Here is a 21,606-nt window from a genome sequence, read left to right as displayed (position 1 = left end):
ACATAGTGCGGGAATCGACGCATCATGCGAGAACGGATTGGGGAGGTGACGCGTGGGTGGGTGGGTGGGTGGGGACCTGGGGTTTACCGTCGGCGGGGGCGTAGTTGGGCGACGGTCGACACGGCGTGCTCGAGGGCGTAGTCGGCGTCGGCGGCCTGACCTTTCACGTCGCCATTGAGTTGTGCGACGACGAGCAGTGCCTCGCCGATGGACTGCGAGTCCCAGGCGCGAGCCTGCGTTTGGACTTTTCCAACGCGACCCGGCGACATGCCGAGTTCGGAGGCGAGGGAGTACTTGTCGCCGCCCATCGAGCGGACGCGCGCGATCGAGTGCACGGCTTCGGCCAGGGCGTCGGCCAGCAGGACACGCGCCGTCCCGTGGTGTTGGGCCCAGGCGAGCGATTCGAGGGCACCGGCGAGATCGCCGGTGACAGCCTTGTCGGCGACTTCGAAGCCGGTCACCTCGGGCCGTCCCGTGTAGTAGAGTCGCACGGCGTCGGCGGTGACTTTGTTACCGGTGTCGGCGACGAGTTGATGACAGGCGGCAGACAGTTCCCGAAGGTCGGAGCCGACCATATCGGTGACGAGGTCGACCACTTCACCGTTCACGCGGGCACCAAGGAGTTTGAAATCGGCGCGGACAAAGTCGGCGCGTTCGTTGGGCCATTTGGGTGCGGCGCAGTTGAACTCTTGCGCCCCGGCCTTCTTCAGCTCTCCCACCATCGACTTTTGGCGGCCGCCCCCGGTGTGGATCACCATCAGCGTGATGCCCTCGGGGATCGACTTCGCCGTGGCTGTTACCAGCGCCGCCGGTTCTTTGCCAGCTTCTGCGGCAGCCGAAATCACGACGATTCGCTCTTCGGCGAACAGCGACGGACTCAGCAGTTCAGCCATTTCGGGAACGGTCATTTCGCCAGCGCGGACCCGAGTGACGGGAACGTCGGTCCCGGCGTCGCGGCTGCGTTCAGCCGTCACCTGCGAGATAACTCGTCCAGTCAGGAAGTCATCGTCGCCGAGCAGCAAGAACAGCCGATCATTCACCCTTGCCATGGTGCCAGACGGGTACGACACGGCGGTCGTCGCCCGCCACGCGACGCACATGCCAAATACCCCAGCAGGCACCGGTCACGAGAATTAGGACGAATCCAAACCACGCCGGGATGGTGATGCTGGCCCAGCCGGGTGCGCCGAGCCAGTCCGCGACGACGATGAGCCAACGCGTCGGTGGGCCGGCTGCCCGAATCAGAAATTCGGCGAGAACCCCACCGGGGCCGTAGCGCGGTCCGAGCGCCCCAATCACGGCTGCTGCGGTACCGAGCAGGCCGGCCATCCCAACAACCGGCACCGCCAGCAGATTCGCTGGCACCGCAAGCACGTTTACCGTGTCGGTGATCAGGACCAGCAGCGGCGTCGTGAGGATCTGCGCGGCCAGCGTCATCGCTGCGAGGGTTGCCAGCCACTCCGGTAGTCCGCGTCGAACCAGGGCCCGGCGGATCGGGACCGCCCACAGAACCAGGCCCAGCGTCGCCGCGACGGAGAGGGCAAACCCGGGTGACAGCGCCATCTGTGGCCACAGCAGTACGACGATGATCACCGCAGTCCCCAACGCGGGCAACGCTTGCGCCCGCCGTGAACCGAGTCCGGCGGCCAAGCCAACGGACCCCATCACCGCCGCACGCAGCACACTGTCGGTTGGGCGAACCAGAATAACGAAGCCGACGATGGTGAATGCCCCCAGCACGACCACCGTCTTCGCCGAAGCACCCGTCATCCGGATCCCCAGAATGACGGCACCGCACACGAGCGCGAAATTGCTCCCGGAGACAGCAATCAAATGAGATAGTCCGGCAGCACGAAAGTTATCGGACGTCTCCTGATCGAGGCCGCTGGTATCGCCGAGGACCAGTCCGGGAAGCAGCCCGGCAGCCCGTTCGGGGAGGCTCAACGCGGAAATGTCGCGGAGTCGCTCGCGCACCCGACCGGCCACCGACTGCCACCAAGGTGGGCCACGAACCAGGCGCAGCTCCCCCACAGCGCTGAGCCTGGCCGCGCTCAACCGGTTCGACGGTCCGGGTTTTGGCGGTCGTGCACGGACCCGAACCCGATACCGTTCACCGGGCAGGGGATCCACCGGTCCGGCCGTCGCCGCCAGTTGCGCTGCGACCGGCCGTTGGTTGCGTCCACTTAAGGTCCGAATCTTGACTGGCAGAAGCATCTGACTGTGCGGCAGATACTTTGGGTCGCCCGTCACTTCCAGCTCCACGACCGGTTTGCCTTCCGCCGCACGGATCGGCGCGGCGTCGACGGCCACGATCCGCAGTGTCACCGCCACGGCAGACGCCGCCGTCACTCCGCACGCGGCGGCGATGGTGACAGCCCATTCGCGTTTCGACTCAGACTCTCGCCACCCCCACGCCGCGACCGCACATCCGACAACCGCCAGCACACCTGCCAGCGCAACATTGACGGCGATTGGCGCAGCCAGAGCGGCGGCGGACGCTGCCCAGCAGCCCGCAGCAGGCAGCGCGAGGCGAAGGTCGGAGGTGTTCATCCGACGGTGACGAGCGGCGTCAGTTTCGCTAGGCGCGCCGGGCCGATCCCTTCGATTTCCGCGAGTTGCTCAACTGAGGAGAACCGTCCGTTGGTGTCGCGCCAGGCGAGGATTGCGGCCGCGGTAACCGGACCGACCCCGGGGAGCGCGTCGAGTTGTTCGGCGGTCGCGGAGTTGAGGTCGACCAGGTCCGTCCCCTGCGCAGGCACGCTCCCTCCAGCGGGGGTTTGACCGGGGTCGGTTGGTGCGCCGCTCGTTCCGACCACCGCGCTCTTCACCAACCCGTCGCCAGCTTTGCCGACGAGAATTTGCTCGCCGTCGCGCAGCATCTGCGCCATATTGAGGCTCAAGAGGTCCGCTCCGGGGCGTGCGCCACCGGCCCGATCAATCGCGTCGGCGACCCGTGCCGACGGCGGCAGTCGTACCAGGCCGGGGTGTTTCACCATGCCCACTACACTCACCACCATCTGGCCGTCCGGCGCAGTACTCGCCGCTGGCACCGACTTCGGGGGATTCGATGGTTCGCGTGGCCCCGCACTCGATTCAAAAGCGACCAGTGGCGCGACCGGCTCATTGCCTTTCAGCAGCGAGAACCCCGCGATCCCGCAGGCGATGAGCCCGACAATGATCAGGCCGATGGCCGCGGGTGGGAGCATGGTGAGCCGGTTCTTTGGTGGCGTCCATTCCTCCTCCCAGTCGTCTTCGTCGTCACCGTCGCCGAGGGAATCCAGCCCGGCACGACGATGATGTGCGACCCCAGACGCTTCGAGATGGTCGTCGCTCCCTGGCCAATCGTCACCACCGTCGTGCCAGCCGTCGCCTTGCGAGTCTTCCGTCCCGCTTTGCTCGGCGTCGTCGAGGCACTCGAACTGCTCGTGCTCGGCCCACGCCTGCCTTCCCGGCGGGGTGTCGAGCCAGTTTGGCATTCCCGTCACGCCCCACGGTGATTCGACTGGCGGGGCGGCCGGCGGTGCCAGTCGCGCCAAAGGATCGGGCCCACTTCTGCGGTTGCGGCCCACCCGCTGCTTGTTCCCCATGGCCGAAGGCTAGGCGAATCTTCCGATAGCGGGCGGCCCATGACCTGGCCTTATGGGAATCTGTGGAACGATTTCCGGTTGTCCACAGAAACGCCACTAGTTGGGCGACGTACTCGCCAAGTCCGCACTCAGCCCATCGAGAAACCGCCGCAGACCGGTCTCAAAGAGAACATCTTGGTTGTACGGGTAGCCGAAGTTAATGATTGCACTGATGTTGGGAAAATCGGCAGACGGCGCCATTCGGCGCAGGTCGGCGATCTGGGTGTCCATCCATTCATCGTTGGTGAGCCCGGTCTCGGCTTGGTCGGCGAGTTCGGGTTCCGCCGAAAGCCCCAGTCCCCTAATCAGATTCAGCAGGCACAGGTAATCGGTGAAGGCCTGTACCGGCCCCAGGCCCGCGATGCGAAGGCTTTCCAGCATCGACTCGGTCAGCGGCACCGCATTCGGCATCAACGCGGGACGCGTCAACGACAGCGCGCCCGCAAGCCACGGGTGCTTCACCATCGCTGAGCGCAAGGCACGTGCGGCGGCTTCGAGGTCCGTACGCCAGTTGCCGGACCGGACTGGAAGTTCGATCTCCCCCATCACCGCGTCCATCATCGCGAACTCGAGTTCGTCACGGCTGGGAACATAGCGGTACACGGACATCGTCGGAATCTCGAGGGCGGCGGCCAAACGACGCATCGACAGCGCCGACAGCGATTCCGCATCGGCGATACCGATCGCTACTCGGACGACGCCCGCGGCCGTCAGGACCGCGGGATCCTCACCACCGGGTGGCCGTACCACGCTGCCGCGCCCCCGTTTCGATTCGACCAGACCGTCGGCTTGCAGCAACGACAGCACGCGACTGGCGGTGGCCATGGCGACGTTGTGGTCGCGCATGATGGCGCGCGTGGATGGGACCGGGTCGCCGGGGTGCAGTTGCCCCGTCATGATCCGCATGCGAAGTACTTCGGCAATCTGTTCCGCGCGGCCCACGGGAATCCCTTCGACGGGTGCTCTAGTGCACTTTCGGTGAAATACCTTGTCAACACCGTATCGAAGTGCACTTCGTACGGCGTAGTTTCACGGCATGAAGAAACTCAACGTACTCATCAGCGGCGCATCAATCGCCGGCCCCGCAACCGCCCTTCTGCTCGCTCAGCAGGGGCACCACGTCACGATCGTCGAACGCGCACCAGCCTTACGGCCGGGAGGTCAGACCGTCGATTTGCGGGGTGCGGGCCGCACGGTCGTCGAACGGATGGGCCTACGCGATCAAACCGATGCCCGACTGCTTCATCAGCACGGCATCGCGACTGTCGACGCAAAGGGCCGACGCCGGAGTGCGCTTCCGGTCGAAGCCTTCGACGGCAACGGCATCGTCTCGACCCACGAGATTCTCCGCGGCGACCTCGCCGAAATCATTGTTGACGCACTCCCTACCTCGGTGGAGTTCCACTGGGACGACACCGTGACCGCAGTCAGCGAGGATGACGATGGCGTGACGGTGTCGTTCGAGAAGGCCACCGATCGTCGTTTTGACATGGTGATTGGCGCAGACGGACTCAGCTCCGCAGTTCGGCGCGCCGTGTTCGGACCCGACACCAGGCACCTCCACCCAATAGGACTGCGCTACGCGTGGTTCACCGCGACCGTCGATCAAGACCTTGATGGCTGGTACTTGCTCCACACTGCGCCCGGCGGGCGGGCCGTGTCGCTACGCCCCGACAGCACCGGCACCACGGTGAAGGCGTCGCTGGCAGTGCGCGGCACCGACACCGTTCCACTCCGGGATCGCGAGAGCCAGTGGGCCATGCTGGAATCCGCATTCGACGGGACCGGGTGGGTAACACCGTCACTCCTCGAGCAGATGCACGACGCGCCGGATTGGGCGTATGCCGACCTCGCGCAAGTCCACATGGAGGAATTTGTCACGAAGCGCGTTGCCCTCGTGGGAGACAGCGGCTACTGCCCGACACCACTCACCGGTCTCGGTACCACGCTCGCCTTGGTGGGCGCGTACATTCTGGCCGGTGAGCTCAGCAGGTCCGACGACATCTCAACCGCACTCGCCCGCTACCAAGCAGTGATGCGCCCCTTCGCTGCGAATGCGCAGCAATTGCCGCCCGGCGGCGCTGGCGGTTATGCGCCGAAGAGTCGTCTCGCCGTGATCCTGGGCCGATTCACCTACACCCTGATGAATCACTGGCCACTGCGGCCACTGTTGGCCGCACAATTCGCGAAAGCCGACGGGATTGATCTGCCCGAGTACCCGGCGTTGGACTCCGTGCGTTGATTGGTGCCACAGCCAGCTTCAACGGTCACAATCAGATCGTCATCCGCATGGCCCGCCCTACCCGCCAGCAAAAGCGACTCTTCAGCAATACACCTCGATAAGCGCTGCGGGGGCCGGCGAACTCTCAGTTGATCGGTGTCAGTCCGTACCCGAGCGTAATTCCCACGGCACCCGGCCCCACGTGCGTGCCGAGGACTGCGCCCAAATCGACGACGATGCTCGACGTGATCTTCTCGATGCGCTCGCTCGCCCGCTCAAGGACTTCCGCCGCGAGTTCGGGGTTTTGGCAATGTTGAATTCCGACAGTCACAGCGTCGTCGCCAGCAAGTTCCACGGCGGCGTCGAGCATCTTGGCGATCGCCTTGGTCGACGTGCGGTGCCGTTCTCGGAGGGCGAGGAGACCGTCGGACATATGCAGGATCGGCTTAATCGACAATGCCGAGCCGAGCAGATGGCTCGCAGTGCTGATACGGCCGCTCGCACGGAGGTGGTCCAGAGCTTGGACGCAAAGCATCGACTCGGCGGTCGCCGCCGCGCGCACCGCTGCCTCGTACGCGGCATCGCGGCTGGCACCACCTTCGGCGGCCTGCGCCGCAGCGAGTGTCGTCAACCCGACAGAGATCCCGACCGACCGCGAGTCGACCACGCGGACTTTGCCGTCCATGTCGTCGGCGACCATGCGCGCCGCACCCCAGGTGCCCGACAGTCGCCGAGACATGTGAACGGCAACAACGCCGTCACCGTCGCTGGCCTCCCACGCCCGCTTGTAGGCCTCGGTGAGGTCGGCAAGGTTGGCACCGGACGTCGTGACCTTCGGCATGCTGATGATGTTCTCGGGCACGTCAGGCCCGCCTTCGGCATATTCGGCGCCATCCTCGGTCCGCAGATACAGCGGAACCTGCAGGATCGAGTGCTCGTCAAGGAGTGACGCTGGCAACCGCGAGGAAGAATCGGTGACGACAACAACAGGCACCTCTATACGGTAGCCGGTCGAGCCTGCGGAACCGATTCGGTGTCGGTTAGTTAACCGCCCGCCTGCCCTTAACCACCGGCCTGCCGCTAACCGACCGCCTGCTTCACCGCGGGCGCAAGGACCTCAGCGATCCGGACGTGGGTGTCCAGTCCCCAGTGGATACCGTCGGGATTCATTTCGACGTCGTCGTTGGCGAAGTCCTCGGCGGTGACCGGGTAAAAATCAACGGTCGGAAGGTCGTGCTCGGTAGCCCACTGACTAATCGCGACCGTGGTCGGGATGCGCCCGGGGTGCACGTTGCCGTAGTACGGGCTGTCGTGGGTGGGCGGGAGGCACACGATGATCGGCAGGTCGGGGCGCAAATGCTGCAGCGCGGCACGGATCTTCTCGTAGTAGTAGATCGTCTCCGACGGCGGGATCGCCATCGGCCAGCCAATCGGCGACAGTCGCGGCTGCAGCCAGCTGTACGCACCGCGCACTACCTGCCGCAGCTTTTCTGGACGGACGTATCGGATTTGCTCACGCAGCGCGGTCGGTAGCGGTGACGGCAGCGAGTCCATGCCGCCGAATGCCAGAATCAGCAAGTCAGCTTTGGGGAGGGCCGCCCAGATCCGGGGATCCTGAGTGATGGCCCACCAGACATCGCGGCTGGTCCAGCCGATGCGCGCAAATAGTTCCACGTCGCGACCCGATTCCGCGCCGACCAGATTCGGCCAAATCTGCGGGTCATCGGCGGAGAGGCCACCCTTGTTGCCGTAATAGGAGAGCGAGTCTCCCAGCACCATAATCGAACCCATCGCTGCTACTGCACCGTGCTCTCTGCGGATTCGGCCGACGCATTCCACACGTCCAGACGCCACACGGGCGCCTCACCGGGAAGTGCATGACCAGATAGTTGGACCCAACTCGTGTTGGCTAGTCCCCCGAAGATCGGCCAATTCGCGACCGGCAACGCCAGCAAGCCTGCGGTCAGCGCGGCGATCACGCCGCCATGCGCTACCAGAATTACCGGCGCTTCGGCATTCTCCCCTTGGCCCCAATCGCTGATCTGCTCGACGAGTTCGTGCACCACGGGCACCGACCGTGCCGCCACCTGCACGCGGGATTCACCGCCGGGTGGGGCCCAGTGAGCATCGTCGCGCCAGTTGCGGCGGGCACCGGGATCAATTGCGTCGACCTCGGTGTGCGTGCGCCCCTGCCACTCCCCGAGGTGCGTTTCACGCAGTCGCGGATCCGTGACTACGTCCTGGCCGGTAAACGACGCCAAAGCGAGCGCCGTGTCGTGTGCGCGCCGCAAGTCCGACGACCGGATGATCCGCGGGCCACGCGTCGCGAGGGCACGACCCGCCACCTGCGCCTGCTGGACGCCGACGGCCGACAGGTCCGTGTCGAGTTGTCCTTGCATGCGCCGACCAGCGTTGTATTCGGTCTCGCCGTGTCTCATCAAAATGAGTCGGCGAACGACCGGCGTCAACCGTTCGACGCTGGTGTCACCGGCGTCGGGTTCAGGGATCATTCGCCTGAGCCAGCGAGGTCCGGATCGACCTCGTTGGCACGGTCACGCGACGGTGCCTCGATGCCCTCGATCTCCATCGCTGGGCAGTCTTTCCACAGCCGTTCGAGGCCGTAAAAGTCGCGTTCGTCGTCGTGTTGAACGTGCACGACCAGGTCGCCGTAGTCGAGCAGGGCCCAGCGACCCTCGCGGGTGCCTTCACGTCGCAGCGCCTTATGCCCCGACTCCCGGAGCTTGTCCTCGATTTCTTCGATGATCGAGTTCACTTGGCGTTCGTTGTCGGCAGAGGCGATGAAGAAAGCATCGGTGATGACGAGGGTGTCGGACACGTCGAGGGCGACAATGTCGGTGGCACCTTTCTCAGCTGCGGCAAGTGCGGCAATCGCCACCATTTCGCGGGCTTCGGGTGCAGCAGTCACGCTGGTTCCTTTCGGTACAAACCGTGTTTGGCGATGTACTGGACGACGCCATCGGGCACCAGGTACCAGACGGGGCGGCCGGCAGCGGAGCGCACACGGCAATCGGTTGAGGAGATCGCCAGCGCGGGGATCTCCAGCATCTGCAGGGCATCGGCAGGCTTAGTAGCCAGATGCTCAGTTAGATGCGTGGCATTCAGTTCGTATCCGGGCCGTGACACCCCGATAAAGTTCGCGAGTTCAAACAGGTCTTCCCAATCATGCCAGGAAAGGATCGTTTCTAGCGCGTCCGCGCCCGTGATGAAGTAGAGATCATCGTCGGGATACGTGCGTCGCAGATCGCGGAGCGTATCGACGGTATAGGTGACGCCCTCGCGGTCCACGTCCACGCGACTGACCGTGAACTGCGGGTTCGAGGCCGTCGCGATGACCGTCATCAAATACCGGTGCTCGGCGGCACTAACCTGGCGGTGGGGGTCGGGAGCGTGATCGCCCTCCTTCTGCCACGGGCGACCCGTTGGCACAAAGATCACTTCGTCGAGATTGAAGCGGTGCAGCACCTCACTACCGGCCACGAGGTGCCCATTGTGGATTGGATCGAAGGTGCCGCCCATCACGCCAATGCGGCGGGGTTTGCGTTCGGCCTGTGACATGGCGGTTGAGTTTACCCGTGGGTGAGCCGCTATACCGGCAGCAGGTCGGCGATAACCTTCGAAAGTTGGTCCGCATTGCGGCATTCAAACATCTCGATCACGTCCGCATATTTACTGGCATCGGAGTCGCCGGTGTCCCACGCGGTTTGGCGTTCGGGATTGAGCCAGTAGGCGTTGCGAACGCGGTCCCGCATCTCGGCAAGCGCGTCCGCATGGGTTGGCCGGAAGTTGTTGCGAGCATCGCCAAGGATCAGCAGCGCGCTCCGATGCGTCAATGAATCGCCATAACGCTGATTGAAACCCTTCAGCATGTGCCCGTAGTCGGAGTGTCCATCGCGCGTACTGATCGATGCCTCCGTCAGCATCCGGTGCATGCGTTCGCCGAACTGCTCATCACTGTTGCCGCGGTCGAAGAATTCGGTGACCTCGTCGACGGTGTCGACGAAGGCAAACACTCGAACGTGGGAAAACTGTTGCCGCAGTGCGTAAACAAGTTGGAGGGTGAACTGGCTAAAGCCGGAAACGGAACCGGAGACATCGCAGATGACGACCAGTTCCGGCTTACCCGGTCTCGGCTTGCGACGACGCAGGTCGATCGGCACGCCACCGGTCGACATTGACGCTCGGAGCGTGGCTCGCACATCGACTGCGGCATGTTTGTTGCGGCGGCGCCGGAACTCCAGTTTTGCTGCCAGTAGGCGGGCAATCGGGTCGATCGTTCGCCGCAGTTTCGACATGTCCTGCGGGCTGGCCGAGAAGAAGTCGATGAGTTCGGGCAACTTCGGAACCGCGTACTCGCCGACCGCATCGCGGCCACGAATTTCCGCCATCCGACGCTGAGTTTCGGTAGTGACGGCGTCGCGGAGTTGCTCGGTCGCGGCACGGGCAGCGCGACGATTCAACGGATCGGTACCGGCACGCTCCCCCGATTGCGTGTCTTGGCCGCCGGCCATCGCCGCGGCGATCCGCGCAATCAGGGTTTGCGGCGAGATCGCCGTCATCGCCTGATACACCGAATACGATTCGCCGCGGGCCGATTCGTACTGTCCCACTTCACCGACGATCATCGCGACCAACTGGTCGAAGCGGCCGTCGGTCATCGCGTCGGGGTCGGCCAGCAGATCGGCGGTCAGGTCTCGCAGCGCCGCGACGTCGATGTTGCCGTCGTCGTCGCGCGGGACCTCGATGGCACCGCGTCGAGCCGCTGAACCCAGCGGGAACCACAGTTCAAAACACAGGTCAAAAGTGTCTCGGTGCATGTGGTCACTGAGCAGTGTGGCCGCCAAACCCTCCCGCAGAGACTCCCGGTCGAGAAGGTCGAGGACGCTCATCGCTTGTCCCGCGTCGATCAGGCTCGACGGCCCCACGGTGATGCCGCGGGTACGCAGGTCTTCGACGAACCCGGTGAGCGTATCGACCAGTTGTGCCGTCATGCCGAACTCAACCCAACTTGAGTTCGCGCAGCGCCGTCTTCACATCGGGACGATGCTTCAGCACAACGCCGAGCGTCCGCGCGACAAGCGAATCGTCGATCGTTCCCGCTTCGGCTTCGGCGGGCGTCGTCATCGCCAAGAGCGTGTTGCCCCAGTCGATGGTTTCGGCGACCGACGGCTTCTTCCGAATATCGAGGGTGCGGAGCACACCGACGACCCGGACGATCTCGGCGGCCAGGCGCTCGGGGAGCTCGGGGACGCGGGAGGCGAGAATTTCCCGTTCCAGAGCCGCATCGGGAAAGTCGATGTACAGGTAGAGGCAACGCCGCTTGAGTGCCTCGGAAAGTTCACGGTTCGCGTTCGACGTCAACAAAACAATCGGTCGACGAGCGGCGGTCACGGTCCCCATCTCCGGAATGGTGATGGCGAAATCGCTGAGGATCTCGAGGAGCAATCCTTCAATGTCGACGTCGGCCTTGTCGATCTCGTCGATCAGCAGGACTGTCGGCTCGGAGCGGGAGATCGCGGTCAGCAGCGGTCGTGCCAGGAGGAACTCTTCGGAGAAGATGTCACCCTTGGTCGATTCCCAGTCGCGTTGACCGGCGGCCTGGATCGCGAGGATCTGCTTCGCGTGATTCCACTCGTAGAGGGCGCGGGCCTCATCGATGCCTTCGTAACACTGCAGGCGAATCAGTTCCGAGCCGGTGGCTTGCGCTAAGGCGCGCGCCAGTTCGGTCTTGCCAACACCGGCAGGCCCCTCCACCAGCAGGGGCTTCCCGAGTCGGTCGGCTAAGAAAGCTGTCGTCGCCGTGGCTTCATCAGCCAGGTACCCGGTTTGCTTCAACCGAGACCGGACATCATCGACATCGGTAAAGACCGGCGCAATGTTTGCGGTATCGGTGGTGACGTTGCTGCTGCCCTTGGTGATGTTGCTGCCCGTCACGCTGGCCGCACCTGTCCGTTGCCCCACACCAGCCATTTGGTTGAGGTGAGTTCCGGCAATCCCATCGGGCCGCGGGCATGCAATTTCTGCGTCGAGATACCGATCTCGGCACCGAACCCGAACTGCTCGCCATCGGTGAACGCGGTGGACGCATTCACCATGACGGCGGCGGCGTCGACGCGGTCGGTGAACTCCGTCGCTGCGGCGAGGTTGCCGGTGATAATGGCTTCGGTGTGCCCCGTGCCGTAGGTATCGATGTGGTCGATCGCGGCGTCGATGTCGTCGACCACCTTGATGGCGATATCGAGCGAAAGGTATTCGCGGTGCCAGTCTTCTTCGGTGGCCGGTTCCATACCCGGCTCCTCACCGTGAACCACGACGCCCTGAGCTTGCAGAGCTTGCGTGATCGAAGCGAGTGCGGTGTCGGCGATCGCGGAGTCGATCAGCACCGTCTCGACGGTATTACACACGCTCGGCCTGCGGGTTTTTGCATTCAGCACTACCCGTGTGGCGATGTCGAGGTCGGCGTCGCGATGCACAAAGATGTGGCAATTGCCGGTACCGGTCTCGATCGTTGGGACCTTGGCATTCTCGACAATCGCGTTGATGAGTCCCGCACCTCCGCGCGGAATCACCACGTCGACGAGGCCGCGGGCCTGGATTAGCGCAGTAACCGACTCGCGGGATTCACTCGGCAGCAGCGATACCGCATTGGGGTCCAATTTGTGGGCTTCCACCACCTCTCGCAAGACCTTAACGAGCGCAGCGTTGGAACTCGCCGCGGACGACGAGCCGCGCAACAGCACGGCATTGCCTGATTTGAACGCAATACCAAAGCCGTCGACCGTCACATTTGGTCGCGCTTCATAAACGAAGCCGACCACGCCGAGCGGCACGCGGACCTGCCGAAGTTCCAGACCATTCGGAAGCGTCTTTCCGGACAACACCTCGCCGATGGGGTCAGGGAGGCCCGCGACCTGCCGCAACCCGCTGGTGATACCCGCGACACGCTCTGCTGTCAGGCGGAGACGATCGACGAGCGACGATTCCGTCCCTTGGTCTTCGGCGCGCTGCACATCGATCGCGTTGGCGGCAAGGATGTCATCGGATGCGGCATCGATCGCCTCGGCGGCAGCCAGGAGGACAGCGTTCTTATCTGCGGTGGTCAACGACCCGAGCGTGCGTGCCGCCTTCTTCGCGGCGGTAGCGAGCTCGGTAACCACGGCGGTCACGTCAACGGTGGTGGGTGCACTCATGTCTCCAGGGTAGCCGTGCGGCCACTCACGCCACCGGCAGGCGCATGGTGAACACCGCGCCCGCACCTGGGCCGTCACTCGCCGCCCACAGTGTGCCGCCATGCTCTTCGACGAGGGCCCGCGCGATGGTGAGTCCGATGCCGCTCCCGCCGTGGTCGCGATCGCGGGCGGTGTCGGCTCGGTAGAAGCGGTCGAAGACGTGAGCCAGGTGTTCTGGTGCGATGCCCTCGCCGGTATCGGACACGGAGATCAGGACGTGGCCCGAGCCCGATGAGTTAGAGCCCGCCTTCCACGGCTTGACGTGAGATGGCTCCTGCTTCGACGACACTCGCACAAGGCCGCCGGTCGGCGTGTGCCGGAGCGCATTGTTCAGCAGGTTTCCGAGGACCTGCCCCATGCGTGCCGGGTCAACCTCGATGGTGACGGCTGGCGCGTCGTCCAGTCGCAGCGCTACTCCCTTGGCCGCGTACTTTTGAGCAGCCGCGGCGATCGCGGTCTCCTGCAAGGCGCGGTCAGTGGTGCGGACAGGAATCACCGACAATGCCCGCTCTTGTGCCCGCGACACCGATGAGACGTCTTCGGCAAGTCGCCGCAAACGGTCGGTTCCGGCGTGCAGAATCGCCATCGTGTCACCGTCGGGTTGTCGCACCCCATCGTCAATCGCTTCCAGGTACGAGTCGATGGTTGCCAACGGCGTCCGCATCTCGTGCGCCAGATCTGACAGCATGCGCCGGCGCGTGGCCTCGCTGGCTTCCAACTGCTGGGCGAGTCGGTTGACGGCGTCGGCGAGATCGTCGAACTCGCGTCCCAGCCCGCCGTCTGCGACCCGGGTGTCGTAGCGACCGTCGGCGATCTGCGCGGTCGACGCCGCCACGGCGGTGACCGTCCGCTGCACCCGTCGAGCCAGGTACCAACTCAAGGCCAGCGCCAAGATTGCGGATACGACTGCCGCCAACCCCCACGACAATCCCACCGCGTCGGTGAAGGCACGCTCCACGTGCATCGCCTGATTGGAGTTCTGATCAATCCCCGCCTGATGGAGATGGTCGTGGAAAATATTCGGTGCCATCAGCCATGCGACCAGAAGCGCGCTACCGGCGGTGGCCAGCACTACCACCGTCATCGCCAGCATCAACCCGGTTCCGACCGCGAACCGCCATGCCCGCCGACCCGGAGGCGCTTGGGGTGACTCGGTCATTCGCCGGTCCCCATTCGGTAGCCCACGCCACGGACGGTCCGCACGTACCGGCCGCGAGCGGCATCGTCGCCGAGTTTTCGACGCAAGTGGCCAATGTGCACATCAACCATGTGGTCGTCACCGACCCACTGCGGTCCCCACACGGTGTCGATGAGGAGCGCCCTGGAGTAGACCGTTCCCGGAGACGACGACAAGGCCGTCAGAATGTCGAACTCGGTGCGGGTCAGGTGGATCGATTTGCCCGCGACCATCACTTCCCTACCCGGCACATCAATCGCCAGATCACCGAAGACGCGCGACTGCTCGCTCGCTCCCGCCCCGGTGAACCCGCTACGCGGTCGACGCATGCGGGCTTGGATTCGGGCAGTCAACTCGCGCGGGCTGAACGGTTTCGTCATGTAGTCGTCCGCACCAACCGACAGTCCGACGAGGGTGTCGACTTCGTCGGCGCGCGCAGTCAGCATCACCACGTAGGCGTCGGAGAAGGTCCGCAGTTGCCGGCACACTTCGACCCCGTCCAAGCCTGGTAGGCCTAGGTCAAGGACCACCACATCCGGATCAACGCTCCGCGACATCGCGACAGCCGCGATGCCATCGCCGGTCACGCTCACCTCGAACCCGGCACGCTCCAAATACTGCGCCACCAACGACGCCAACGCCGCCTCGTCTTCCACCACCATCGCCCGTGCTGACATGCCTTCATCATCACCGGTATCCGCCGTGCGGGGCACCCTCGCCCGGTGCCGGGCACCGACATCTTGAGCAAACCTTTACTTAACGACTAACGAACCCGCCGAGTCCATCGGGCACACTGGCTGGCATCAAGCCTCCATGTTGTATGCATCGGAAATCGTCTACTGAAGGATTGTCATCGTGAGAACTCGTCCCGTCGTCACCGCAATCGTCGCCGTCGCGGTAGCCGTTGGTGTTGCCGCCTGCAGCCCCAACGAAGAACCCTCGGATATGCCGCACGATATGTCGACGATGTCGACGCCCCATCACATGCCTTCGGCCAGCGCGCCGGCAACCGGCGAGCACAACGCCGCCGACACGATGTTTGCGCAGATGATGTTGCCGCACCACGAACAAGCCCTCGTGATGAGCGACATCATTCTCGGCAAGTCCGACATTCCGCAGCAGGTGACTGATATCGCCAAGCAGATCAAGGACGCCCAGGGCCCGGAGATCGCCCAGCTGAAAGAGTGGCTGACCACATGGGGCGAGCCGGTCAGCGTGCCGATGGACCACGAGATGGACGGCATGCTGTCGGAGGCTGAACTGCAGCAGTTGCGTGAGGCTCAGGGCAATGCCGCCGCCAAGCTGTTCCTGGAGCAGATGATTGAGCATCACGAAGGTGCCGTCGACATGGCCGAAGACGAGATCGAAGACGGCAAGAACGCCGACTCGATCGCCATGGCACGCAGCATCGTCGAATCCCAGCAGAAGGAAATCGACACCATGAAGGAAATGCTCAAGGGCCTCTAGTCGGCCCGCAATTGCGTTACGTCAGCAGTTTCCTAACGCCGATTTCAGCGTCTTCTTTGATGGCGCGTCGATTGGCAGTTGGTAGGCGATGAGCACAGAGATGAACGCGACAGCGTACTGGCAGTGAAAGCCGCGCAGCGGTGGCATCCAGCGGGCCGGTTCCGCGTCGGACTTTTCCTGGTTGCTCGCGGCATCGGTCGCGACGAGGTTCGCGGGGTCGTTGGCCATCGCCCACCGTTTACCCGCTGGCCAGTCGCGGGCACCCATGTCCCAGGCGTAGGCAAGCGGTACGACGTGATCGATCTGCACTGACGCGGATCCGCGTCCCCGCGCGAAGATCACCCGACGACCGGTGTATGGGCTGGTGAAGCTTCCGGCCGCAACGGCTTCGGGGCACGAATTGATCGGTGTTCGCGCCGTTACCGCCAGGTCCCGGGACAGGATGTCGTTTCGGGTGTCGCAGGCATTGCCCGCTCCGACGACGGACGCGTCGTCGGTCCATGCCGGACCAAAGCTGGCTCTGTTGTAGTTGCTGTCGTGGGGTGGGCGATGGTCGCGGACCGTCAACGAGTCCAGGTCCGTCCGGGCTGCGGTAACCGTGGCCGCTGGCAATCTCTGCGACTGCGGCGCGACGTGCGTTCCCCACGCAACAAACAGCGAGACCGCTGCAAACGCGGCGAGGCCAATCCATTGCCGAGGGGCCAGTCGGATTTGACCTGTCCGATGGTGCGATTGCATCCACTTCCAGCGTTGCCTTGATCGCCACCAGCTTTCGCGGACCACTCGGCGCACATCTGAGAACCAGCGCATGCCCTTTTAGACGCACGCGGGCACCGTTCGGTTCCACAACACGCCGCAGGCGCACCAAACCGGGTCAGTGCTGGATGTACTGAACGAGATGCTCGCGTTCGGTGACGAGTTCGTCGATCGCGCTCTTGACCACATCACCGATGCTGATGATGCCAACGAGTTGCCCGTCGTCAAGGACCGGAAGGTGCCGGATGCGGTGCTCAGTCATCGTTTCCCGCAGGCCTTCAATCGGGTCGTTCGGCGAGCATGTGTGCACAATCGGGGTCATGATTCCGGAGATTGGGCCATCGAGGACCAATGCACCCCCGGAATGTAGGCGTCGGACGATGTCTCGTTCGGACGCGATACCGGCGAGGGCCCCGTTCTCATCGAGCACCACCACCGCCCCGATATTCCATTCATCAAGGGTTGCGAGCAGGCTCCGCACCGTCGCGCTCGCGCGCACGGTAATGACGCCGCTTCCCTTTCGCATCAAGATTCTCGAGATCCGCATGGCCGTCCTCCACCCCGCGTGAGCTGACTTCGACACCTATAGAATCCGCCATTTGTGCCGAAAAGGCCAGGGTGCCGACCAGATTGGGTCTACGACTTTTCGAGGTACCCGGCGCGCGACGGCAGCAGAATTGACTGGACGAGTTCGGCAAGCGGCTGGTGCGCAACAAGTTCCGGGTCGGCGAGCACAATCTCTTCGGCAAGCTGGCGGGCATCGGCAATGACATCGGTGTCATCGAGCAGCGACAGAAAACTCAGCGAGCTCTTGCCACCCGACTGCAGCGAACCGAGGACGTCGCCCTCCCGTCGCTGCATCAAGTCGACACGCGCCAACTCAAAACCGTCGGTGCTTCCTTCGACGGCGCGGAGTCGTTCCATCGACTGGCCCATCTCGGAGGCCGACGTCATGAGCAGGCAAAGTCCGGCGTGCTGACCTCGCCCGACGCGACCGCGCAACTGGTGCAGCTGACTGACGCCGAACCGCTCGGCGTTCACGATCACCATCATGGTGGCGTTCGGAACGTCAACGCCAACCTCGATGACGGTGGTGGCGACCAAGACATCGATCTCGCCGCGGGTAAACGCATCCATTACGTCGGTCTTCTCGTCAGCTGGCAGCCGACCATGCAGAATCCCGATTCGGCGTCCGGCAAGCGGTCCGCCCGCCAATTGATCGGCCATGTCGAGGACCGAGATGGTGTCGTCTTCAGGTTCGGGCCCGTCCGCCTTCTTGACACCCTTCTTCTTCGCGGCCTTCGCGTTGGTCTGCTCGTCGCCGATCTTGGTGCACACCACATACACCTGACGACCCTTGTCAATTTCTTCGCCAGCTCGGGCCCACGTGCGGTCAACCCACGACTGCTTGCCCATTTGCACCACGCTCGTGGTGATCGGTTGACGCCCGCGAGGCAGTTCGGTCATCGTCGACGTGTCTAAGTCACCGAAGGTAATCATGGCGACAGTTCTCGGGATGGGCGTCGCCGTCATCACGAGGAAGTGCGGGCGGGTCGCGTCACGACCTTTTCCGCGCAGGACGTCGCGTTGTTCCACGCCGAAGCGGTGCTGCTCGTCGACCACCACCATGCCGAGGTCGAAGAATTCGACGTGTTCCTCCAGGAGCGCGTGGGTGCCGATAACGATGCCCGCTTCGCCAGTCACCGCGTCAAGAAGCACCTGCCGTTTGGCTGCGGTCGGCAGCGAACCGGTGAGGAGCCCGATGCGGGTCGCGCCGTCGGCGGCTCCGAGTTCACCGGCGCGAGCGAGATCCCCGAGCATCGTCATGACGGTCCGGTAGTGCTGTGCGGCAAGCACTTCCGTGGGCGCCAGAATGGCGCACTGGTGGCCGTTGTCGACGACGCGGAGCATCGCCAGCAACGAAACGAGAGTCTTACCGGAACCGACCTCACCCTGCAGTAGTCGATTCATCGGATGCTCGTCGGCCAGGTCTTCGCCGATCTCGGCGATGACGTCTTTCTGACCACTTGTCAGTTGGAATGGCAAGGTGGCGAGGAGTTTGTCTTCCAACCCGCCCGGCACATGGCTGCACGGCCGCGCCGTCTCGTCGACGACACTGAGACGTCGGCGCGCGAGTTCAGTCTGAATGGCGAGCGCTTCATCGAACTTGAGCCGGTCACGGGCGGCGTCAATATCGTCGAGCGAGTCGGGCAAGTGGATCCGGTGGATAGCTTCGTCGCTGGTGATGAGGCGACGTTCGGTCCGTTCCTGATCGGTCAGCGGATCGGCGGCAGGAATCGTATCGGCGAGAACCTGGCGGACAGCGCGCCAGATCTCCCACGTCTGTACTTCTTTGGTTGCCGGGTACATCGGGATGATGTCGCGAGAAAAGTTCGCCACATCGTCAGGGGAAGCAGTAGACCCTGACTTCGACCCGCCCGCATCGGCTTCGTCGGCCTGGAGTTCATTCAGCAGGGAGGGGCTGCCAACGACGTCGATCCCGTCGTCGTCGGGCATCACCATCCAGTCGGGGTGCGACAGTTGGATTTGGTTGTTGAACAGTTTCACCGTGCCAGCGAGCGCCACCCGAGTACCGGGCTTCATCTTGCTCTGGATCCAATGGGCGTTGAAGAAGCTGGCTTCGTAGCGGGCACGACCGTCGTTGACGACAATCTTCAGGAACTTGCCGTACCTGCGCTTCATCGAAATCATGTCGGACTTCTCGACGCGACCGATGACGGTAATCCATTCGCCAGGTTCCGGGCGCTGGGATTCCGAGAGATGGCCACGCCGAATGTATCGGCGCGGCACGTAGCGGAGGAGTTCACCGACCGTCGTGAGTTCCAGGCTTGCGAGCTTCTTCACCAGCGCCGCTTCGACGCCGGAGTCGGTGAGCGGTGAGGTCATCGTCAACATCACTCGATCCCCACCTGTAGCAGGTCGGAGGTTTGACCAGTTTGGTACATGGCGAGTTCGATGCCCGGGTAACTCGCGTGGAGGTGTTGGGCGATGCGCTCACGCGACGACTCATCAAGGTCGCGGCCAGCGAGCACCGTGACCATTTCACCGCCGGTCGCGAGCATGAGGTCGAGCAGCGCCGTCGCGGCCTGCCATTGCTCAGGCGCAATAACCAGGACGTCGGAGCCGATTAGGCCCAGCGTGTCACCAATTTCGCAGGTACCTGCGAGCGTCATCATTTTGCTATTCGAGTGGACCAGCGATCCCCAGCGGGTGCCCGCTGCGGCCTCAGCCATGGCGAATGCATCAACGTCGGGCTCGCCGTCTGGGTCGTGGACGGCCAGAGCTGACAGGCACTGCACCATTGACAGGGTCGGCAGAAAGACAACGGACCGCTGCGTGGAGCGGGCCTCGGCACCCACTTGCACGAGGTCTTGGGACGACATCATGCCGTTGCCCATCACCACCACGTGCGCACTGTCGGTGTCGAGGATCGCCTTTGTCAGGGTTGCCGGGTGGATACCGTGATCGGCGCGCACCGCGGACGCGCCCGCTTCGGCGAACAGTTCGGCGGCACCGTCGCCGGTAACGAGGGCGACAACCGCCCGCTTGAACCGGGCTGGCGGCTCGTTGGCACCCGGCGCGGCGCGTATCGCGTCGAGGGCAAAGCAACTAATGCGAATGTCGGTGAGGCGACCTAGTGCCGCACCGACTTCGACGACGGCACCGGGATCGTTGGTGTGGATGTGAACCGAGAATCGTTCGGCTTCAGATGAACTGTCGCCGACGATCACGATGGAGTCACCGAGTTCGGTGAGGCGTTCGCGCAGGGCACCGATCTGCGCCCCCTCGGCTCCGTCGAGCAAGTACATGACTTCGAAGTCGGTGTCGCCTGCTCCCTCGCACGAATGGTCGTGACCGGTACCGCCGCCACCCGCGGTGAGGATGCCCCGGTATGACCGGCGTTTGTTTGAGACTCCCGTGATCACCAGGACGAGGGCATCGGCCATCACCAAGAAACCGCGTGCACCGGCATCGACGACGCCAGCATTCGCCAGTTCCGGTAACTGTTCGGGCGTTAACTCGAGCGCTTCGGCGCAGTTATCAGCGATTGCGCGCGCAAAATCGGCGGGTGATTCGGAAACGTTGTTCGATGCCGTTTCGGCGGCGACGCGAAGAATGGTGAGAATGGTGCCCTCGCGCGGGGCACTGACCGCTCTGCGGGCACCGAGCGCAGCCAGTCGCAGTCCAGTGGTGCACAGTCGATTGAAACTGGGGTCGTCCTCGACTACCGCGAGGTCGGCGGCGTCGGCCAATCCGACCAGGATCTGCGACAAGATGATGCCGGAATTGCCGCGGGCATTCGCCACGGCGGCATCGGCCAGAGCGCGGGTGACAGTGGCGGCACCAGCGTCTGTTGGCAGGTCGGCGAGGACTTCGACGGCCTTGGTCATGGTGTTCGCCATGTTGCTGCCGGTGTCGGAGTCCGGAATGGGGAAGACGTTGAGGTCGTTGATTTCTGACCGCATGGCAGTCAGGCCCTCGGCGCAGGCCTGCGCCCAATCGCGCAGCAAGTGCGGATTCATCGCAGTGCTGCCATCACCGGATCCTGTCACCACAGCCTTTCCGTCCCCACCAAAATCGGTGTGCCTATTTCGGTGTGCCGTCTGTGTGTCCGAGGCTACCGTCTGCCTCCGACAACGGTGCGCGCCTCCCCTTCGGCGTACGCGGGCGATGGCCAGCGGCAATGGGCCCGATTTGAACTGTCACCGATATCCCAGTTACTCTTGTCTGGTTGCCGATTAGTGCTGCGCTCTTTGCGCGCTCGAGATCGGCGGAACATTGACCACGATTTTCTACCAAGGGAGTACGACCATGGCTGCAGTTTGCGATGTTTGCGGCAAGGGCCCCGGCTTCGGCAAGTCGGTTTCGCACTCGCACCGCCGGACCAACCGTCGCTGGAACCCGAACATCCAGTCTGTGCGCGTTGAGGTCGCCCCGGGCAACAAGAAGCGCAAGAACGTCTGCACTTCTTGCCTGAAGGCCGGCAAGACCGTCTCCGCCTAAGGCTCTTAAGTTTTTACCAAAATCGCCGCCCGACGACATGTCGGGCGGCGATTTTATGTTTGACAAATTATCGCCTCCCGCCCACTC

21 protein-coding genes are annotated in these 21,606 nt (G+C 63.8%); 3 read left to right on the top strand and 18 right to left on the bottom strand.

The genetic code is table 11. The features are described 5' to 3' along the window. Positions 1 to 83: 83 nt before the first annotated feature. From holA to WBA38_RS10825, 4 genes are all read right to left on the bottom strand, one after another. Entirely contained in the window at positions 84 to 1,040 is a 957-nt protein-coding gene (holA, locus tag WBA38_RS10840; RefSeq protein WP_424322683.1) for a DNA polymerase III subunit delta, read from the bottom strand. Beyond that, on the bottom strand, positions 1,033 to 2,550 hold the full coding sequence (locus WBA38_RS10835; RefSeq protein WP_424322682.1) for a ComEC/Rec2 family competence protein: 1,518 nt from the start codon (positions 2,548 to 2,550) through the stop codon (positions 1,033 to 1,035). The genes holA and WBA38_RS10835 overlap by 8 nt, the downstream gene beginning before the upstream one ends. Beyond that, positions 2,547 to 3,587, bottom strand: coding sequence for a helix-hairpin-helix domain-containing protein (locus WBA38_RS10830; protein WP_424322681.1), 1,041 nt, complete (start codon positions 3,585 to 3,587; stop codon positions 2,547 to 2,549). Before WBA38_RS10830 ends, WBA38_RS10835 begins: the two co-directional genes overlap by 4 nt. Positions 3,588 to 3,683: 96 nt before the next feature. Next, positions 3,684 to 4,568 (bottom strand): TetR/AcrR family transcriptional regulator C-terminal domain-containing protein, encoded by an 885-nt coding sequence (locus WBA38_RS10825; protein ID WP_424322680.1) that lies wholly within the window; start codon positions 4,566 to 4,568, stop codon positions 3,684 to 3,686. 94 nt (positions 4,569 to 4,662) lie between these two features. On the opposite strand from WBA38_RS10825, the gene WBA38_RS10820 reads away from it, so the two are divergent. Further along, positions 4,663 to 5,868: an FAD-dependent monooxygenase gene (locus tag WBA38_RS10820; protein ID WP_424296811.1), complete on the top strand. Its 1,206-nt coding sequence runs from the start codon at positions 4,663 to 4,665 to the stop codon at positions 5,866 to 5,868. A 124-nt stretch (positions 5,869 to 5,992) separates the two neighbouring features. Here the strand turns inward: WBA38_RS10820 and WBA38_RS10815 are convergent, their stop codons facing one another. The 10 genes from WBA38_RS10815 to WBA38_RS10770 all read right to left on the bottom strand — a co-directional run bounded on the left by WBA38_RS10815 (position 5,993) and on the right by WBA38_RS10770 (position 14,948). After that, positions 5,993 to 6,841: a DegV family protein gene (locus WBA38_RS10815; protein ID WP_424297102.1), complete on the bottom strand. Its 849-nt coding sequence runs from the start codon at positions 6,839 to 6,841 to the stop codon at positions 5,993 to 5,995. An 86-nt stretch (positions 6,842 to 6,927) separates the two neighbouring features. Beyond that, positions 6,928 to 7,638 (bottom strand): diglucosylglycerate octanoyltransferase, encoded by a 711-nt coding sequence (gene octT, locus WBA38_RS10810; RefSeq protein ID WP_424297104.1) that lies wholly within the window; start codon positions 7,636 to 7,638, stop codon positions 6,928 to 6,930. A 5-nt stretch (positions 7,639 to 7,643) separates the two neighbouring features. After that, positions 7,644 to 8,357 (bottom strand): histidine phosphatase family protein, encoded by a 714-nt coding sequence (locus tag WBA38_RS10805; RefSeq protein WP_424297106.1) that lies wholly within the window; start codon positions 8,355 to 8,357, stop codon positions 7,644 to 7,646. Beyond that, complete coding sequence (gene rsfS / locus WBA38_RS10800; protein ID WP_424297108.1) at positions 8,354 to 8,773, bottom strand: ribosome silencing factor; 420 nt, start codon at positions 8,771 to 8,773, stop codon at positions 8,354 to 8,356. Before rsfS ends, WBA38_RS10805 begins: the two co-directional genes overlap by 4 nt. Next, the gene (nadD, locus tag WBA38_RS10795; RefSeq protein ID WP_424297109.1) at positions 8,770 to 9,423 is read right to left on the bottom strand and encodes a nicotinate-nucleotide adenylyltransferase; all 654 of its coding nucleotides are present in this window, start codon (positions 9,421 to 9,423) and stop codon (positions 8,770 to 8,772) included. Before nadD ends, rsfS begins: the two co-directional genes overlap by 4 nt. Before the next feature lie 29 nt (positions 9,424 to 9,452). Further along, positions 9,453 to 10,856 (bottom strand): vWA domain-containing protein, encoded by a 1,404-nt coding sequence (locus WBA38_RS10790; protein WP_424322679.1) that lies wholly within the window; start codon positions 10,854 to 10,856, stop codon positions 9,453 to 9,455. Positions 10,857 to 10,863: 7 nt separating this feature from the next. Further along, on the bottom strand, positions 10,864 to 11,799 hold the full coding sequence (locus WBA38_RS10785) for an AAA family ATPase (RefSeq protein WP_424322678.1): 936 nt from the start codon (positions 11,797 to 11,799) through the stop codon (positions 10,864 to 10,866). After that, complete coding sequence (locus WBA38_RS10780; RefSeq protein WP_424322677.1) at positions 11,796 to 13,055, bottom strand: glutamate-5-semialdehyde dehydrogenase; 1,260 nt, start codon at positions 13,053 to 13,055, stop codon at positions 11,796 to 11,798. Before WBA38_RS10780 ends, WBA38_RS10785 begins: the two co-directional genes overlap by 4 nt. Before the next feature lie 25 nt (positions 13,056 to 13,080). Then, positions 13,081 to 14,253 carry a sensor histidine kinase gene (locus WBA38_RS10775; RefSeq protein WP_424322676.1) on the bottom strand — a complete coding sequence of 391 codons (1,173 nt, stop codon included), beginning with the start codon at positions 14,251 to 14,253 and terminating at the stop codon, positions 13,081 to 13,083. Further along, positions 14,250 to 14,948 (bottom strand): response regulator, encoded by a 699-nt coding sequence (locus WBA38_RS10770; RefSeq protein WP_424294162.1) that lies wholly within the window; start codon positions 14,946 to 14,948, stop codon positions 14,250 to 14,252. Before WBA38_RS10770 ends, WBA38_RS10775 begins: the two co-directional genes overlap by 4 nt. Positions 14,949 to 15,126: 178 nt before the next feature. Between WBA38_RS10770 and WBA38_RS10765 the strand changes: the two genes are divergently transcribed. After that, entirely contained in the window at positions 15,127 to 15,738 is a 612-nt protein-coding gene (locus WBA38_RS10765; protein ID WP_424294163.1) for a DUF305 domain-containing protein, read from the top strand. 21 nt (positions 15,739 to 15,759) lie between these two features. Here WBA38_RS10765 and WBA38_RS10760 read toward each other — a convergent pair whose 3' ends face one another. The 4 genes from WBA38_RS10760 to WBA38_RS10745 all read right to left on the bottom strand — a co-directional run bounded on the left by WBA38_RS10760 (position 15,760) and on the right by WBA38_RS10745 (position 21,038). Then, the gene (locus tag WBA38_RS10760; RefSeq protein WP_424322675.1) at positions 15,760 to 16,548 is read right to left on the bottom strand and encodes an HNH endonuclease family protein; all 789 of its coding nucleotides are present in this window, start codon (positions 16,546 to 16,548) and stop codon (positions 15,760 to 15,762) included. A 64-nt stretch (positions 16,549 to 16,612) separates the two neighbouring features. Then, positions 16,613 to 17,041, bottom strand: coding sequence for a CBS domain-containing protein (locus WBA38_RS10755; protein WP_424294165.1), 429 nt, complete (start codon positions 17,039 to 17,041; stop codon positions 16,613 to 16,615). Between the two features lie 89 nt (positions 17,042 to 17,130). After that, the gene (gene recG, locus WBA38_RS10750; protein ID WP_424322674.1) at positions 17,131 to 19,410 is read right to left on the bottom strand and encodes an ATP-dependent DNA helicase RecG; all 2,280 of its coding nucleotides are present in this window, start codon (positions 19,408 to 19,410) and stop codon (positions 17,131 to 17,133) included. After that, positions 19,410 to 21,038 (bottom strand): DAK2 domain-containing protein, encoded by a 1,629-nt coding sequence (locus tag WBA38_RS10745; protein ID WP_424294168.1) that lies wholly within the window; start codon positions 21,036 to 21,038, stop codon positions 19,410 to 19,412. The genes recG and WBA38_RS10745 overlap by 1 nt, the downstream gene beginning before the upstream one ends. A 289-nt stretch (positions 21,039 to 21,327) precedes the next feature. On the opposite strand from WBA38_RS10745, the gene rpmB reads away from it, so the two are divergent. Next, complete coding sequence (gene rpmB, locus WBA38_RS10740) at positions 21,328 to 21,519, top strand: 50S ribosomal protein L28 (RefSeq protein ID WP_424294166.1); 192 nt, start codon at positions 21,328 to 21,330, stop codon at positions 21,517 to 21,519. Positions 21,520 to 21,606: the final 87 nt, after the last annotated feature.

Source organism: Gordonia sp. (in: high G+C Gram-positive bacteria), from assembly GCF_049647785.1.
Taxonomy (GTDB): Bacteria; Actinomycetota; Actinomycetes; order Mycobacteriales; family Mycobacteriaceae; genus Gordonia.
This window is presented reverse-complemented; position numbering and strand designations above follow the sequence as displayed.

What these genes read in the sequence shown, in the direction of transcription:
- WBA38_RS10835 (WP_424322682.1), bottom strand. Translation starts at nt 2,550, where the DNA reads ATGAACACCTCCGACCTTCGCCTCGCGCTGCCTGCTGCGGGCTGCTGG.
- WBA38_RS10830 (WP_424322681.1), bottom strand. Translation starts at nt 3,587, where the DNA reads ATGGGGAACAAGCAGCGGGTGGGCCGCAACCGCAGAAGTGGGCCCGAT.
- WBA38_RS10820 (WP_424296811.1), top strand. Translation starts at nt 4,663, where the DNA reads ATGAAGAAACTCAACGTACTCATCAGCGGCGCATCAATCGCCGGCCCC.
- octT (WP_424297104.1), bottom strand. Translation starts at nt 7,638, where the DNA reads ATGGGTTCGATTATGGTGCTGGGAGACTCGCTCTCCTATTACGGCAAC.
- WBA38_RS10805 (WP_424297106.1), bottom strand. Translation starts at nt 8,357, where the DNA reads ATGATCCCTGAACCCGACGCCGGTGACACCAGCGTCGAACGGTTGACG.
- nadD (WP_424297109.1), bottom strand. Translation starts at nt 9,423, where the DNA reads ATGTCACAGGCCGAACGCAAACCCCGCCGCATTGGCGTGATGGGCGGC.
- WBA38_RS10790 (WP_424322679.1), bottom strand. Translation starts at nt 10,856, where the DNA reads ATGACGGCACAACTGGTCGATACGCTCACCGGGTTCGTCGAAGACCTG.
- WBA38_RS10780 (WP_424322677.1), bottom strand. Translation starts at nt 13,055, where the DNA reads ATGAGTGCACCCACCACCGTTGACGTGACCGCCGTGGTTACCGAGCTC.
- WBA38_RS10775 (WP_424322676.1), bottom strand. Translation starts at nt 14,253, where the DNA reads ATGACCGAGTCACCCCAAGCGCCTCCGGGTCGGCGGGCATGGCGGTTC.
- WBA38_RS10770 (WP_424294162.1), bottom strand. Translation starts at nt 14,948, where the DNA reads ATGTCAGCACGGGCGATGGTGGTGGAAGACGAGGCGGCGTTGGCGTCG.
- WBA38_RS10760 (WP_424322675.1), bottom strand. Translation starts at nt 16,548, where the DNA reads ATGCGCTGGTTCTCAGATGTGCGCCGAGTGGTCCGCGAAAGCTGGTGG.
- WBA38_RS10755 (WP_424294165.1), bottom strand. Translation starts at nt 17,041, where the DNA reads ATGCGGATCTCGAGAATCTTGATGCGAAAGGGAAGCGGCGTCATTACC.
- recG (WP_424322674.1), bottom strand. Translation starts at nt 19,410, where the DNA reads ATGTTGACGATGACCTCACCGCTCACCGACTCCGGCGTCGAAGCGGCG.
- WBA38_RS10745 (WP_424294168.1), bottom strand. Translation starts at nt 21,038, where the DNA reads ATGAATCCGCACTTGCTGCGCGATTGGGCGCAGGCCTGCGCCGAGGGC.
- rpmB (WP_424294166.1), top strand. Translation starts at nt 21,328, where the DNA reads ATGGCTGCAGTTTGCGATGTTTGCGGCAAGGGCCCCGGCTTCGGCAAG.